Source organism: Brevundimonas sp. (genome assembly GCF_041648055.1).
Lineage (GTDB): Bacteria > Pseudomonadota > Alphaproteobacteria > Caulobacterales > Caulobacteraceae > Brevundimonas.
This window is the reverse complement of sequence record NZ_JBAZPS010000001.1, coordinates 1,109,774-1,123,773: the sequence shown is the minus strand read 5'-3', so window position 1 is coordinate 1,123,773 and position 14,000 is coordinate 1,109,774. Positions and strand designations below refer to the sequence as shown.

At 65.8% G+C, this 14,000-nt stretch carries 16 protein-coding genes; 10 read left to right on the top strand and 6 right to left on the bottom strand.

Annotation, left to right across the window (positions count from 1 at the left end):
- The first annotated feature begins 30 nt into the window (after positions 1-30).
- The 6 genes from sdhC to WC585_RS05510 are packed head-to-tail and all read left to right on the top strand — an operon-like array spanning position 31 to position 4,178.
- Positions 31-504, top strand: coding sequence for a succinate dehydrogenase, cytochrome b556 subunit (sdhC, locus tag WC585_RS05535; protein ID WP_373256576.1), 474 nt, complete (start codon positions 31-33; stop codon positions 502-504).
- A complete protein-coding gene (gene sdhD / locus WC585_RS05530; protein ID WP_373256574.1) occupies positions 501-905 on the top strand; it encodes a succinate dehydrogenase, hydrophobic membrane anchor protein in 405 nt (134 codons plus the stop codon). Before sdhC ends, sdhD begins: the two co-directional genes overlap by 4 nt.
- Positions 906-909: 4 nt before the next feature.
- Positions 910-2,694, top strand: a complete 1,785-nt coding sequence (gene sdhA / locus WC585_RS05525) for a succinate dehydrogenase flavoprotein subunit (protein ID WP_373256573.1) — start codon at positions 910-912, stop codon at positions 2,692-2,694.
- Between the two features lie 2 nt (positions 2,695-2,696).
- Positions 2,697-3,494 (top strand): succinate dehydrogenase iron-sulfur subunit, encoded by a 798-nt coding sequence (locus WC585_RS05520; protein WP_373256572.1) that lies wholly within the window; start codon positions 2,697-2,699, stop codon positions 3,492-3,494.
- Positions 3,495-3,534: 40 nt separating this feature from the next.
- Positions 3,535-3,855, top strand: a complete 321-nt coding sequence (locus WC585_RS05515; protein WP_373256570.1) for a 2Fe-2S iron-sulfur cluster-binding protein — start codon at positions 3,535-3,537, stop codon at positions 3,853-3,855.
- A complete protein-coding gene (locus WC585_RS05510) occupies positions 3,741-4,178 on the top strand; it encodes a PilZ domain-containing protein (RefSeq protein WP_373256807.1) in 438 nt (145 codons plus the stop codon). Before WC585_RS05515 ends, WC585_RS05510 begins: the two co-directional genes overlap by 115 nt.
- 73 nt (positions 4,179-4,251) lie before the next feature.
- Here WC585_RS05510 and WC585_RS05505 read toward each other — a convergent pair whose 3' ends face one another.
- The 5 genes from WC585_RS05505 to WC585_RS05485 all read right to left on the bottom strand — a co-directional run bounded on the left by WC585_RS05505 (position 4,252) and on the right by WC585_RS05485 (position 9,722).
- Positions 4,252-4,470 carry a hypothetical protein gene (locus WC585_RS05505; RefSeq protein WP_373256568.1) on the bottom strand — a complete coding sequence of 73 codons (219 nt, stop codon included), beginning with the start codon at positions 4,468-4,470 and terminating at the stop codon, positions 4,252-4,254.
- A 247-nt stretch (positions 4,471-4,717) separates the two neighbouring features.
- Positions 4,718-5,704 (bottom strand): helix-turn-helix transcriptional regulator, encoded by a 987-nt coding sequence (locus WC585_RS05500; RefSeq protein ID WP_373256567.1) that lies wholly within the window; start codon positions 5,702-5,704, stop codon positions 4,718-4,720.
- Between the two features lie 83 nt (positions 5,705-5,787).
- A complete protein-coding gene (locus tag WC585_RS05495; RefSeq protein WP_373256566.1) occupies positions 5,788-6,381 on the bottom strand; it encodes a peptidase S14 in 594 nt (197 codons plus the stop codon).
- 87 nt (positions 6,382-6,468) lie between these two features.
- Positions 6,469-7,308: a haloacid dehalogenase-like hydrolase gene (locus WC585_RS05490; RefSeq protein WP_373256564.1), complete on the bottom strand. Its 840-nt coding sequence runs from the start codon at positions 7,306-7,308 to the stop codon at positions 6,469-6,471.
- A gap of 77 nt (positions 7,309-7,385) precedes the next feature.
- Positions 7,386-9,722: an ATP-binding protein gene (locus WC585_RS05485; RefSeq protein WP_373256562.1), complete on the bottom strand. Its 2,337-nt coding sequence runs from the start codon at positions 9,720-9,722 to the stop codon at positions 7,386-7,388.
- A 137-nt stretch (positions 9,723-9,859) separates the two neighbouring features.
- Here WC585_RS05485 and WC585_RS05480 point away from each other — a divergent pair, with 137 nt between their 5' ends.
- From WC585_RS05480 to WC585_RS05465, 4 genes are all read left to right on the top strand, one after another.
- Positions 9,860-10,261 carry a metallopeptidase family protein gene (locus WC585_RS05480; RefSeq protein WP_373256806.1) on the top strand — a complete coding sequence of 134 codons (402 nt, stop codon included), beginning with the start codon at positions 9,860-9,862 and terminating at the stop codon, positions 10,259-10,261.
- Positions 10,262-10,327: 66 nt separating this feature from the next.
- A complete protein-coding gene (gene rlmN / locus WC585_RS05475) occupies positions 10,328-11,491 on the top strand; it encodes a 23S rRNA (adenine(2503)-C(2))-methyltransferase RlmN (protein WP_373256561.1) in 1,164 nt (387 codons plus the stop codon).
- Positions 11,492-11,626: 135 nt separating this feature from the next.
- Positions 11,627-12,070, top strand: a complete 444-nt coding sequence (locus tag WC585_RS05470; RefSeq protein ID WP_373256559.1) for a DUF350 domain-containing protein — start codon at positions 11,627-11,629, stop codon at positions 12,068-12,070.
- A 9-nt stretch (positions 12,071-12,079) separates the two neighbouring features.
- On the top strand, positions 12,080-12,901 hold the full coding sequence (locus tag WC585_RS05465) for a serine protease (RefSeq protein ID WP_373256557.1): 822 nt from the start codon (positions 12,080-12,082) through the stop codon (positions 12,899-12,901).
- Positions 12,902-12,908: 7 nt separating this feature from the next.
- Here WC585_RS05465 and WC585_RS05460 read toward each other — a convergent pair whose 3' ends face one another.
- Positions 12,909-13,958, bottom strand: a complete 1,050-nt coding sequence (locus WC585_RS05460) for a tetratricopeptide repeat protein (protein WP_373256805.1) — start codon at positions 13,956-13,958, stop codon at positions 12,909-12,911.
- Between the last annotated feature and the right edge of the window lie 42 nt (positions 13,959-14,000).

Below are 14,000 nucleotides of genomic sequence, written 5' to 3'. Positions count from 1 at the left end.
ATTTTCACGGCTTTTTTGAGAACCGTTCGCATGTCAAGCTCCCCCCTGACGGGCGACCCCAGCAACGACCCTTCTGATGATCAGACCGGCCGCCTGGTGATCCAGCCCAACGGCCGACCGCGTCCGCTGTCGCCACACCTGCAGGTATGGCGCTGGCACGTGACCATGACCGCCTCCATCCTGTTCCGCGTCACCATCGGCGCAGCCAGCGTCGGGGCCGTGTTCCTGGTGGCGTGGCTGGCGGCGGTGGCGTTTGGCCCGGACGCCTTCGATGGTGCGGCCGCCTTCGCCGGTTCGCTTATCGGTCTGATCATTGGCTTTGGCCTGACTGTGGTGCTGTTCTCCCTGCTGCTGAACGGCGGTCGCCACTTGATCAACGACACGGGCAATGGCCTGCAGATCAAGCCCGCCGACCTGCTGTCCAATATCGCGGTCTGGGGGCCGGTGCCTCTGGCGGTGCTGTTCTGGGTCGTCCTGTTCTCCACCGGGAGGGTGTCGCTGTGAGCGGTCGCGCTACATACAGGAACGGCGTTCGCGTCTCCGAGCACCACGGCGCAGGCGAATGGGCCACCGAGCGGGTGGCATTGCTGCTGCTGATGCCGCTGGGCCTCTGGGTCGCGTCGAGCGCCTTCACCCTGGCCGGTGCCGACTACGAGGCGGTCACGGCCTGGTTCTCCAGCCCGCTGAACGCCATCCTTGCAGGGGTGACGGCCGTGGTCTTCTTCGGCTTCGCCAGCCTGGCCTGGAAGGTCATCATCGAGGACTACATCCACAAGCCGGGCACCAAGGGCTTGCTGATCGGCCTGTTGAACCTGATCTGTTTCGCGCTGGCCGCTGCCAGCGTCTTCTTCATCGTGCGGCTGGCGCTGGGTTCAGCGCCGCTGCCGGCTGGTTTCGGAGTCTGACCGCGTGACCGCATACGAATTCGTCGATCACGAATATGACGTCGTCGTCCTGGGGGCCGGGGGCTCCGGCCTGCGCGCCGCGCTGGGGGCCGCCCAGCAAGGTCTGAAAGTCGCCTGCGTGACCAAGGTCTTCCCGACCCGCTCGCACACCGTGGCGGCCCAGGGTGGCATCTCCGCCTCGCTCGGCAACATGGGTGAGGATTCCTGGCAATGGCACATGTACGACACCGTCAAGGGGTCGGACTGGCTGGGCGACCAGGACGCGATCGAATACCTGGTCCGCAACGCGCCCAAGGCGGTCTATGAGCTGGAGCACTGGGGTGTGCCGTTCAGCCGGACCGATGAAGGCAAGATCTATCAGCGCGCTTTCGGCGGCATGACCCGCAACTTCGGCGAGGGGCCGGTGCAGCGCACCTGCGCCGCCGCCGACCGCACCGGCCACGCTATCCTGCATACGCTGTACGGTCAGTCGGTTCGCCGTGAGGTCGAGTTCTTCGTCGAATATTTCGGCCTGGACCTGATCATGCAGGACGGCGTCTGCACCGGCCTGACGGCGCTGAAACTGGACGACGGCACCCTGCACCGCTTCCGCGCCAAGCTGGTGATCCTGGCCACCGGCGGTTACGGCCGCGCCTATTTCTCGGCCACCAGCGCCCACACCTGCACCGGCGACGGCAATGCCATGGTGCTGCGTGCCGGACTGCCGCTGCAGGACATGGAGTTCGTCCAGTTCCACCCGACCGGCATCTATGGCGCCGGTTGCTTGATCACCGAAGGCGCGCGCGGCGAGGGCGGCTACCTGACCAACTCCGAGGGCGAGCGGTTCATGGAGCGCTATGCGCCCACCGTGAAGGACCTGGCCCCGCGCGACATGGTCTCGCGCTCCATGACCATCGAAATCCGCGAGGGGCGCGGCGTGGGTCCGAACAAGGACCACATCTTCCTGCACCTCGATCACCTGGATCCCAAGGTCTTGCACCAGCGCCTGCCGGGCATTTCCGAGAGCGCCAAGATCTTTGCGGGCGTGGATGTGACCAAGGCCCCGATCCCGGTCCTGCCGACCGTCCACTACAATATGGGCGGCATCCCCACGAACTATCACGGCGAGGTCCTGACCAAGGTCGGCGACAATGCCGACACCGTCGTGCCCGGTCTGATGGCCGTAGGCGAGGCGGCCTGTGTGTCTGTGCACGGGGCGAACCGCCTGGGCTCCAACAGCCTGACCGACCTGGTCGTGTTCGGCCGCGCGGCCGGTCTGCGGGCCGGCGAGGTGGTGGACAAGGCATCTAAGGTGCCCGACGCCCCGGCCTCAACAACGGACGCGCATCTGGCGCGGATGGACCGGTTCCGCCATGCGAATGGCTCGACCCCGACGGCCAAGCTGCGCATCGAGATGCAGAGAGCGATGCAGTCCGACGCCGCCGTCTTCCGCACCGGCAAGACGCTGGAGGAGGGCACGGCCAAGCTGCGGGCCATCCATGCGCAGGGGGCCGACATCAAGACGACCGATCGCGGCCTGATCTGGAACACGGACCTGGTCGAGACGCTGGAATACGACAATCTGATCGACCAGGCCTTGGTCACGATCGAAAGCGCGCTGAACCGCACGGAATCGCGCGGGGCCCATGCCCGCGAGGATTATCCGGACCGCGACGACGCCAACTGGATGAAGCACACCCTGTCCTGGAAGGTCCCGGGCGAGGCAGTGAAGATCGACTACCGTCCGGTCCACAACTACACGATGTCGGACGACATCGCCTACATCGAGCCCAAGACAAGGGTGTACTGAAGATGGTCCAGCTTACTCTCCCCCGCGGGTCGAAGCCCTCCACCGGCAAGGTTCACAAGGCCCCGGCCGGTGCCAAGAACGTCAAGACCTACAAGGTCTATCGTTATGACCCCGAGGTCGATGCCGACCCGCGCTGGGACACGTTCGAGGTGTCGTCGGACGACCACGGCCCCATGCTGCTGGACGCCCTGATCCACATCAAGAACGAGATCGACCCGACCCTGGCCTTCCGCCGGTCGTGCCGCGAGGGCATCTGCGGCTCCTGCTCGATGAACATCGACGGCCGCAACACCTTGGCCTGCACCAAGGGCTGGGACGAGTGTTCGTCGCATAACATCGCGATCGCCCCCCTGCCGCACCAGCCGGTGGTCAAGGATCTGGTGACGGACCTGACGCTGTTCTACGCCCAGTACGACAGCATCCAGCCCTATCTCCAGTCCGACGAGCCGGACCCGGAGACGGAGCGTATTCAGCTGCCGGAGGACCGTGCCAAGCTGGACGGCCTGTATGAGTGTATCCTGTGCGCCTGCTGCTCGACCTCCTGCCCCAGCTACTGGTGGAACCAGACGGAGTATCTGGGCCCTGCGGCCTTGCTGCAGTCCTATCGCTGGATCGCCGACAGCCGAGACGACGCGACGGACAAGCGGCTGGACGACCTCGAGGACCCGTTCAAGCTCTACCGCTGCCACACCATCATGAACTGCGCCCAGGTCTGCCCCAAGGGCCTGAACCCCGCCAAGGCCATCGCCGAAACCAAGAAACTGATGGTCGCCCCGGGACGCAAGAAGCAGGCGGCGTAGTCGTGTTGTGGTGCCCTATCGCTTCGCTACCTGAGGGCTGATGGCCAAGATCACCTACATCGAGCACGAAGGCCGCGAGCATGTCGTGGAGGTCAAGACCGGGCTGTCCGTCATGGAGGGCGCGATCCGGAACAATGTGCCGGGAATCGACGCCGACTGCGGCGGGGCCTGCGCCTGCGCGACCTGTCACGTCTATGTCGACGAGGCCTTCGCCGCCGAGACGGGCCGACCGTCGGCGATGGAGGAATCCATGCTGGACTTCGCCGAGAACGTTCAGCCCAACAGCCGTCTGTCCTGCCAGATCCGGGTCAGGGACGACCTGGACGGCCTGATCGTGCGCCTGCCCGAGAATCAGCACTGACCCAGACACCCGAGCGGCGGTTCGAGCCGCGCAGGTCGGCGCACAGTCGCGCCCTGATCGTCGCGCCGTCGGTGGAGCTTTCATGCCTGATCGTGGATCGATCCCCACGCGGGATGAAAATCCGCATGGACCGGGCCTTGTCCCTGCCGGCGCGGGTCATCGTGGTGGATCTGGAACAGGCCATCGCCATCGAGGCCGAAGTGGTGTGGAGCAAGGGCGTGGAAGCCGGAATGAAGGAAGGCGTCCGCACGTCCCTGCGCGGGCTGGTGCCGTCGCGACTTGCGGCGGCGCGGGCGGCCTGGATGCGATCGGGCGGTCGCTAGAGGCTGTCTGACGGATAAAGGCTGGAGTGAATCTGAGCCGAGTTGGACTGCGTTCAACTCAGCCGATTTCGCTCTAGTGGCGTGTCTGGCCGGTCGTCTGGAAATGCTGCGGTGCGGAGAGCGCGTCGGCATCGACGACGGGATCGTCACAGGCGACGGTGTTGTGCGGGTTCAGGCCAGGCTTGCGCGGGGCGGTCAACAGCCTGGACGCGCGGCCGAAGCTCTTGTCCTCGCCGATGTGGGTGTTGATGGGCGGGTTGTGACCGATGCCCTGTTTTCTGATCGTCGCCATGGTCCCCTCCTTTCCCGTTCGAGCCGTGGAAGGTCGGATCGGGCCCTGCCCGATCCGACATCGGCAGAGCCTCCGACTGGATGCACCCGCCCCGTCCACGATGGAAATCCCCTCGACCTCCAGCACCTGGACCGGGGCGCGCCGCCGGTCCCCCCAGACCGTGACTTCGCCGCTCAATCCTGAAGCGCATTTTGCCGATACACCCGCGCTTGCGGGCCCGTTAGGATGACCGTCGATAAATCTTGTATCAGCGTTCAGGGGCGGCACCCGTGCGCATCACCTGTAGATTGGTGGCCACAAGCTGGCGGTACTCCCGCGGGGTCATGCCGTAGCGGGCGCGGAAGGCGCGGCTGAGGTGGGCCGCGTCGCTGAAGCCCAGCCTGTGGGCGATGGTGCCGATGGTCTCGTGTCGATAGATGTCGACCAGGGCCGCGCGGGCGTTGTCCAACCGACGGGTCAGGACAAAGGCCTGGACCCCGCCATCCTTGTGGAAGGCCGCGAACAGGCGGGCGCGCGATACGCCCAGCGCCTTGCAAAGGGCCTCGACCCCGACATCCCCCTCGACCAGGCGCCGCTCGATCTCTTCCGATGCCCGCAGGTGCAGCGCCTCATCGGCACTGATCAGGGGGGTCGTCGAGGGTCGGGCCGCTTTCAGCACGGTGGTGATCAGCTCCAGAAAGCTCCGCCCCAGAGGCTCCGCCTGGGCCTGGGTCAGGGTCGGCATGGCCTTGTAGACCTGTTCGCAGAAGCCGATCAGCAAGGCGGCCTGATCGACGGTCAGGACCAGGGCCCGCAGGTCGTGCAGGGGCGCAAACCAGGCATCGGCCACCGGACGCGGCATGATGATGCTGTAGGTAAAGCTGCCGGTCGACATGTGCAGGGAGGGCAACGACAGGTCGTGAAAATGGCCCATGCCGGCGGTTTCATGAAAAGGCAAGCCGTCGATCTGGCCCTGCGCCTCGCCCCGTACCATCAGGTTCAGGATGATGGGATCGAAGTCGGAGTCGCGAATGTCTTGGATATGCCGTTCCCACCGCATGGCCGTGATGGTGGCGACGGCAAAGATGATCGGGCCCAGCTGGGTCGTTTCCCAGGTGGTGTTGAACGGCTCTGTGGGCTGGGTGCGGTAGATCGGGCGCTGGCGCGGCCAGTCCCGCAGATACCATTTCGCGTATCGCTCTTCCGGCGGGAATTCTTCGGTCGAATAGCGCAGGATCGGCAGCGGGTTCGACATTCAGGGTCCGTAGCAAGACAGATATGGCCGGATCGTCGAAAGGCTCGATGGGCCTTAGGTTGCGTCCGCCATTAACCCATACCTTAGAGCACGCCTTCGATCAGTCCACGCTGTCGTGCGTCCTCGGCCTCCAGATACCAGTTGGACGGGGCCCGTTGCAGGACCTCGTCCATGGTCACCTGCGACCCCAGGATCAGATTTTCGAAGCCTTCGTTCTGGATGGTGATCGAGTGTTCGATCTCGTGCAGCATGGCCTTTACCGATGCCACGCAGGTCGTCAGCGGCCCGGAAATCTCCAGCGCCTTGTCCAGCTTCCGTTCGTGGATCATCAGCCGCGTTCCGCGTGTGAGATAGCGGTTCTGGCGCGCGAAGAAGCTCATGAAGGTGGCACCCGCCGAATAGATGGCGGTGCGCCCCAGGAAGACCAGCCGACGTTGTGGTCTGATCTCGCTCTGGAACCGGATGTCTTCTCCCATGATGCGGGCCACTTCCGGATCGCCTCCCAGGGTCGACAGGGCGACGACGACCAGCCCTTCGCGCGGAGCCCCGGCCATCTGGCTGAGGAACCGGTCGTACATGGCATAATCCACGGTTCCGGCCAGGACGACAGCGGGTGTGTCGAAATCGGCGGATCGCAGAGCCGGTGTCTCTGCTCCATCAGGCTGGCAGGCTGTCATGAATGTTTCCAGGGCTGATCAATCGCCACGCATAGCGCGAAGGCAGGCGCGTCGTTCCCTGGCCTGATTGTCACGGTCGCTGGCCAATCAAAGCCCGGCGGGCATGGTTCCGGAGTTGATGGCGATGCGGCCGATCAGGCCCTTGACGATCAGGTCCAGGGCGGTGCCCTCGCGGTAATCGGCGGCGGCAACGAAGTTGACGCGGTCCTCGGAGATCAGGGAATAGACCTTCTTTTGGTCCCTGTCGTTCGAACGGGGATCATAGACGGCGATCGAGAAGCCGCCCTTGGTGTGCATCATCTTCATGGTCGGCACGTCGGTGTCGCCGTCGCCCAGGAAGATCATCCGGTCGAAGGGAACGCGGCGATCTTCGTCCGGGATGAAATGGTTGATCCGCTCGTTCTCCCAGTGATTGTTCACGCCCTTGTTGATGCGGAACAGGTACTGGGTCTTGGTCGTGTAGTTGACGCCGACGGCGGGCCAGGCGGCCTCACCGTTCTCGTCGTAGACATAGTGGGAGGCGAAGACGTGGGTCAGGGCGGGCCGGATCGGCGTGCCCTCGATCATCTCCTCCAGCCCCGCGGAGATGATGTAGTGCTCGATGTCCAGGCCGTATTGCGCCCCGAAGGCATTCATGCGGTCGAACCAGCTGAGGTCCTTCAGGCCCTCGAACAGCGCGACCTCGCGCCCCTGCTCGGCCAGGGTTTCGCGCGTGATCGGCGCGCCGTTGTCGCGCGCATGGCGCAGCATCAGCTGCATGTACATCAGGATGCCGTCGGCATCGGCCGCCTGGGTCAGGGCCTCGGCCTCGGCCCAGAAAGCCCCGATATCCATGCCGATGGAGGGGATGAAGCTGACCTCCTGCATGTTGCCGCGCGCCAGCGTGCCGTCGAAGTCGTAGATCAGGGCGGTCTTGAGAGGCTTCATAGGGGCTAGGGTCTAGGGGTTAGGGTCTAGGGAGGACTGCGGACATCTGGCTTCTACGCTTCCCTAGCACCTAATCCCTAATCCCTAGAACCTAGCCGCAACTCCGGTGCGGCCGCAGCCACCGTCGCCTCCAGCGGCAGGTGCAGGATGAAGGCGGCCCCCTTGCCGGGCTCGCTCTCGACTTCGGCCCAGCCGCCGTGCAGTTCGACCAGGGCCTTGACCAGCGCCAGGCCGACGCCGGGTCCGCCGCGCTCGCGCCGGACGAAGCGATCGAAGACGTGGGCCTGCAGGTGGTAGGGGATGCCGCGCCCGGTGTCCTGGACCCGGATCCGCACTTCCGAAGTGGTGGCCTCGGCGCTGAGAGTGACGGCTCCGCCGTCGGCCACGGCGCGGGTGGCGTTGTCCAGCAGATGCTCCAGGCACTGGGCGATGCGACTGGCGTCGGCGCGGATGGGTTTCAGTCCGGGCGGGCATGAGACGGCCAGGGTCGCGCCCCGCGCCTCGATCCGTGCACGGACTTTCGACGCTGCCTCGTCCAGCAGGTCGAAGACGCGGATGTCGCCCAGCGTCAGTTCCATCTCGCCGGCGTCGATCTGGCTCATGTCCAGCACGTCGTCGATGGAGCGCGCCAGCTGGCTGGCGGCGATGCGGATCGCCCCGGCATGCTGGCGGCTGCGCTCGGGCAGGTCGCCCATGGTTTCTAGCAGTTCGGAATAGCCGACGATGGTCGTCAGCGGCGTGCGCAGCTCATAGGACACGCTGCCCACGAACTCGCGCTTCAGAGCCTGACTTTCTTCGAGGGCCGCCGCCTTGGCGGCCAGCGCCTGTTCCAGATCGCGCCGTGCGGTGACGTCGGAAAAAGCCACCAGGGTCGCGCCATCGGGCAGGGGCCGGGTCTGCCAGGCAGCCACCCTTCCGTCGAGCGTGCGTCCCTCGCCCGAGATCGGCACGCGGCTTTCGGGGTCGGGGTCGGCGACGCGGGCCTTCAGGCCCAGCCACAGGGCCGGATCCGGCATGGTCTGCTGGCACAGGGCGGCGATGGCGTCGAACTCTCCGGCTGTTTCCAGCTGATCCGGCCGCAGGCCCCAGAAGGCCTCGAAGGCCTCGTTATGCAGCCGGATCCGGCCATCGGATCCGAACACCGCGACGGCATCGTTCAGCTTGTCTAGGGTGGCGGTCTGGACCTGGATCTGGGCATTGAAACGGCTGCGCAGTTTGAGCTCGTCGGTGATGTCCGAAAACAGCAACAGCACCCCGCCCAGCGGGTGGGGTTGGCGCACGATGCGAAGGGTGCGCCCGTCCGGCAGCGACCAGCTGTCGTCCGGCGCAGCCTCAGCGGCCCCGTAGAACTCCAGCTCGTTCGCCTTCCAGCCGGCGTAGTCGATGACCTCCGGCAGCTGGCGGCGCTGGCGCAGGGCGTCCAGCAGTTCGGCATGGGTCGGCCGCTCGTCCAGCCAGGCCGGGTCGATGTTGAACAGTTGCTGGAAGGCGGTGTTGTGAAACGCCAGCCGCTTGCCGGGCCCGAAGATGGCCACGGCGTCGGCCAGATGGTTCAGGGTCTCGTCGTGCGCCTCGACGTGGCGGCGCAGGGTGTCGCGCGTCTCTTCTGCCTCGGTCATGTCCAGGGCGAAGGCCAGGACCGCGCCCGCCCCGCCCTGCACCGGTTCGGCCACGATGCGCCAGGCTCGACGGCGGCCGTCGCCCGTGGTCCAGCGAAAGCCTTCCTGATGCTGGCGCAGGCGAGCGGCCTCGGCGACGATGGCATCGGCCCCTCGATCAAAGCTCAGTCCCTGTTCACGCGCGGCGTCCAGACTCTCGGCCTTGAGCTCGGCCAGCCATGCCTTGTTGGCCCATGCCAGCTTGCCCGAGGCGTCGGTGATCCATGTGGGGGCCGGGTACGCTTCGGCCAGCAGGCCCAGTCCGCTTTCGGCCGCCGTGCCTACCAGGGCGAGGCGCGATAGACGCAACCACGCCGCACCGGCGGATGATCGCCCTTCTACGGTCCAGGCTGCCGTCGCGCCTTCAAGTATGCCGTCGAACGCCTCGCCACGCTCTATGAGAGCATCGACACGTTCGGCCTCGATCCGCCGCACGGCGTCCAGAACGATCAGGGCCGGATCGGTATCGGGGGCCGGGGTTTCCAGTGCCAGTTCGGAGACGATGGCCCGCCAGGCCATTTCGGACCCCAGGCGTCGTGTCTGGCCGTCAGGCGTCAGGGCCAGGCGGACATCCTCGAAGGCGGCCAGGGCCCCGTCGCGGTCGGCCAGATCGACATGCGCCGTGGCCAGATCGGCCTCGGCCTTCAGCGCCCGTGTAGCCAGTTGTCCACGCAGCCGTGCCGCCCAGGCGCTGAGCGCCAGCGCAAGACCCGCAGCTCCCGCGGTCGCGACATAGGCGATGTGGGCGTCGGCCATGATTGCGGTTCGGTCCCCTTCTGATTCGGTAACCATACCGTATGAGGGGTTGGGGGCTAGGGATTAGGGGTTGAATGAAAATGCCAGATCAGCCTCTCGCGCAGCCAATCCCGAACCCCTAAACCCTGAACCCTATGATGACCTGGACTGACCAGACCGCCCCGTCTCTGGACGACTTCGCCCGGCTGGCGCGCGAGGCGTTCGACGCCCTGCCCGCACCGTTCGGGGCGCTGGCGGGGGACGTGGTCATTCGTATCGACGACTTTGCCGACGAAGAGACGCTGGCCAGCTTCGGGATGGAAGACCCGTTCGAACTCACGGGGCTTTACCACGGCGTCGATATCGGTCTGCGCGACGGCATGGGGGCCGCGCCGGAGCCGTCACGCATCTTCCTGTATCGCCGCCCGATCCTGGACGAATGGTGCGAGCGTGGTGACGTAGGACTGTCGGAAATCATCGCCCACGTTCTGATACACGAGATCGGGCATCATTTCGGTCTGGACGACGACCGGATCCACGAGGTGGAGGGGGATCACTAGCTCGCCTTAAATCCTGCCCGATCTGTGGTATAGGTCGCGCTCCCCGCTACCGAAGGACGCCAGCCCTTGAGCCTCTCGCTCGACCTAACCCGCACGACCGCCGCCGTCACTGGACCCGTAAACCTGGCCGGACTGACGCGCGCGGGCCTGCGTCAGGCGCTGGTCGACGCGGGCGTCTGTCCGCCCGAGAAGGCCAAGATGCGGGCGACCCAAATCTGGGGCTGGATCCACCATCACGGCGTCACCGACTTCGCCCTGATGAGCAATGTCGCCAAGGACATGCAGGCGAAACTGGCCGAGGCCTTCACCCTGGCCCGGCCCGAGATCGTCGAGCGGCAGGTATCGAAGGACGGCACCCGCAAATATCTGATCCGCACCGCGCCGGGCATCGAGGTCGAGGCGGTCTATATTCCCGACGTGGGCCGCGCAGGCGCTCTGTGCGTGTCGTCTCAGGTCGGATGCACCCTGAACTGCACCTTCTGTCATACGGGCACCCAGAAGCTGGTGCGCAACCTGACGGCCGCCGAGATCGTGGCCCAGGTCCAGGTCTGCCGCGACGACCTGGGCGAATGGCCGTCACCGATGGAGGACCGCCGCCTGTCCAACATCGTCTTCATGGGCATGGGCGAGCCGCTCTACAATCTGGACCATGTCGCCGACGCGATCGAGATCATCTCGGACCCCGAGGGTATCGCCCTGTCACGGCGCCGGATGACGGTCTCGACCAGTGGTGTGGTGCCGCAACTGGGACCGCTGGGTGACCGGACGCAGGCCATGCTGGCCATCAGCCTGCACGCCACCAACGACGCCCTGCGCGACGTGCTGGTACCGCTGAACAAGAAGTACAATCTGGAAGCCCTGATGGCGGGCATCCGGGCCTATCCGGGCCTGTCGAACGCGCGGCGGGTGACGTTCGAGTACGTCATGCTGAAGGGTGTCAACGACAGCCCGGACGAGGCGCGGGCCCTGGTCAAGCTGATCGAGGGCATTCCGGCCAAGGTCAATCTGATCCCGTTCAACCCCTGGCCCGGCACGGATTATCAGTGTTCGGACTGGGGCACGATCGAGCGGTTCGCCGCCATCCTGAACAAGGCCGGTTTCGCCAGCCCGATCCGCACGCCGCGTGGTCGCGACATCCTGGCCGCCTGTGGCCAGCTAAAGTCAGAAAGCGAGAAGGTGCGGGCGTCGGCGCTACGCAAGGCGGAACAAACGACGGTCGAGGCCGCCTGAACCCCTCGATACGGGCTTCGGACATAGGCTCCGGACACAGGGTGACATCTTTGTTGATGGACTGTGTCCCCGCAACGCTTGCGGAATGAGGCGAAAAGCGGGCAAGCGTCTGCAACTTCTGATCACCGGATCACCATGGACGCCTCGACCCTCCCTCCCGTGCTGGACAGCGCCGAGTTTCAGGCGTTCGCCTCCGGCTTTCCGACCATGATCGCGCATCTGGCGGTGACGCTGGGCCTCATGCTGGGCGGGGCGTTGGCCTATGTCTGGATGACGCCGTGGAAGGAGATCACCCTGATCCGTCAGGGCAATGCCGCCGCTGCCCTGGCGCTGGCCGGGGTGCTGGTCGGCCTGGCCATTCCACTGGCCGTCAGCCTGAATGTCTCGACCTCGGTGCGTGATATCCTTATCTGGGGGGTGGCGACGGTGGCCTTGCAACTGCTGGCCTTCCGCCTGGTCGACATGCTGCTGACCGGCCTGCCCCAGCGTATCCAGCAGGGCGAGGTATCCGCCGCCATCCTGCTGGTCGGGGCCAAGCTGTCGACCGCGCTGATCCTCGCGGCGGCGCTGACGGGTTGAGGCAGGACGATGCCGCGTCCACCCGACTGGTTGATCTATCTGGGTGTCGCCGGAGCCTTGCTGCTGTTCTCGCTGAGCAAGCGGGAGAATGCGGATGCGCCGGTGTCGACAGCGCCGGAAGAGGCCGAGGGCGCGCTTCTGGGCCCCGTCACGCCCTTTGATCCGGCCGTCACGGTCAATGCGCCGGACATTCCCTTCCAGCCCTCCTCGGGCACAGCCTTCTCCGTCGCCCGCGCGGGGCGCTGGATCACAGCCCGCCATGTGGTGGAAGGCTGCCGTCAGCCGGCCATTCTGGTCGGAGGTGGCCGTGCGGTGGCGGCCGACGTGCGCCTGGCCTCACGCGCCGATATCGCCGTCCTGATCACCGACGGCGGGACGGCGGCCATTCCGGTGACCACCGACCGCGATCTGAGGTCCGGCCAACGCGGCTTCCATCCCGGCTATCCCCAGGCCCGGCCAGGCGAGGCGACATCGCGCCTGCTGGGGCGCGAGACCTTGCGCGTGCGCGGGCGGGGCCAGCGTGATGAGCCGGTCCTGGCCTGGGCCGAGGTCGGGCGCACCGACGGACTGGGCGGAACGCTGGCAGGCCTGTCGGGCGCACCCGTGCTGGATCGTCAGGGCCGGGCCGTCGGGGTCACGATCGCCGAGAGCCCGCGCCGGGGCCGCATCTACACCACCTCGCCCGAGACGTTCGGTCCTGCGGTGCGCGGTATCCAGACTCCGACCGAACGCCTGCGCGGGCGGTCCATCGGCATCGACAACTACGGGGCCGTGGCCGACGACCTGCGCCGGGATCTGAAGGTGGCGCAGGTCGTCTGTCTGTCGGCGTAGAATGGGCTCAGCGCGGAGAGCCGAATTCCTGCTTCCAGCTCGATTTAACGCTGTCGATCTGTTCTCGAGGCAGGTCGGCAAAGGCCTTGGAGTTTTGCTGCAGCAAGTCGGCAGCAAGACTGTCGCCGCCCTCCGCAGCTATTTCCACCATCGCGGCCCCCACTATCGGATCGCTAGGCCCGCCTTCCCCGACCAGCATCATCATACCTAACCCACGCAGGGCGTGAGCCGATCCCAGGCTCGCCGCCCGTCCATACCATTCCCTTGCCTCGACGGGGTTTGGTGTCACGCCCTGCCCCAGCGCCAGCATGACAGCGAGTGAGATCATGCCTTGCTCGTAGCCCTGTTCTCCTGCCTGTCGAACGTAGCGATAGGCTTGGCTGGCATCGGCAGCCACACCTTCCCCGTCCAGCAGCATCATGCCCACATTCCATTGAGCGCGAGCATCGCCAGCATCGGCTGCGATCTTCAGATGCATGAATGCGGCGGGCATGTCTTGCGGAATCCCCCAACCGTTCTGGTAGGCACGACCAAGCAGGAACTGGGCATCGGAGTTTGCTGGTGTCGCCTCCACGGCGATCTTCATCAGACGGGAGCCGCGTGCCAAGTCTTGTTCTACACCGGTGCCGAACAGGTAGGCACGGCCCATCGGATAGGCCACGGCAGACTGAAATCGGTCGTCGAGACCCTGCAAAAGAGCGACCGCTGTCTCATCGTCCGAGAGGTCGTCATTCTGCAATCGCTGAGTGCCGAAATACAGGCGAGCGTTCTGGGAGCCCGCGGCCAGCGCCTCTTCCCAAAGACGCTTCGACCGCTCGCGATCGACCGAAATGCCGGGGAGTTCACTACCCAAGGCCATGGCGAGGCTGGCCTTGGCTTCGACGTCGCCAGCAGCCGAAAGCCTTTCCAGGCTGGCAACGCCTTTTGCCGGATCGGCCTCCAGGAGGAGCATTGCCGCGCTCAGCGGGTCGTTGGCTGGTGCGTGCGCTTGTGCAGAGGCCCCCGCCGGCAAGAGCAGTCCTATTGCCATCACGGCGACCAGTATCGGCGTCAGCATGATGTTCAACCTCCGGCATCCAGCATGACTGGAAACCGGAGG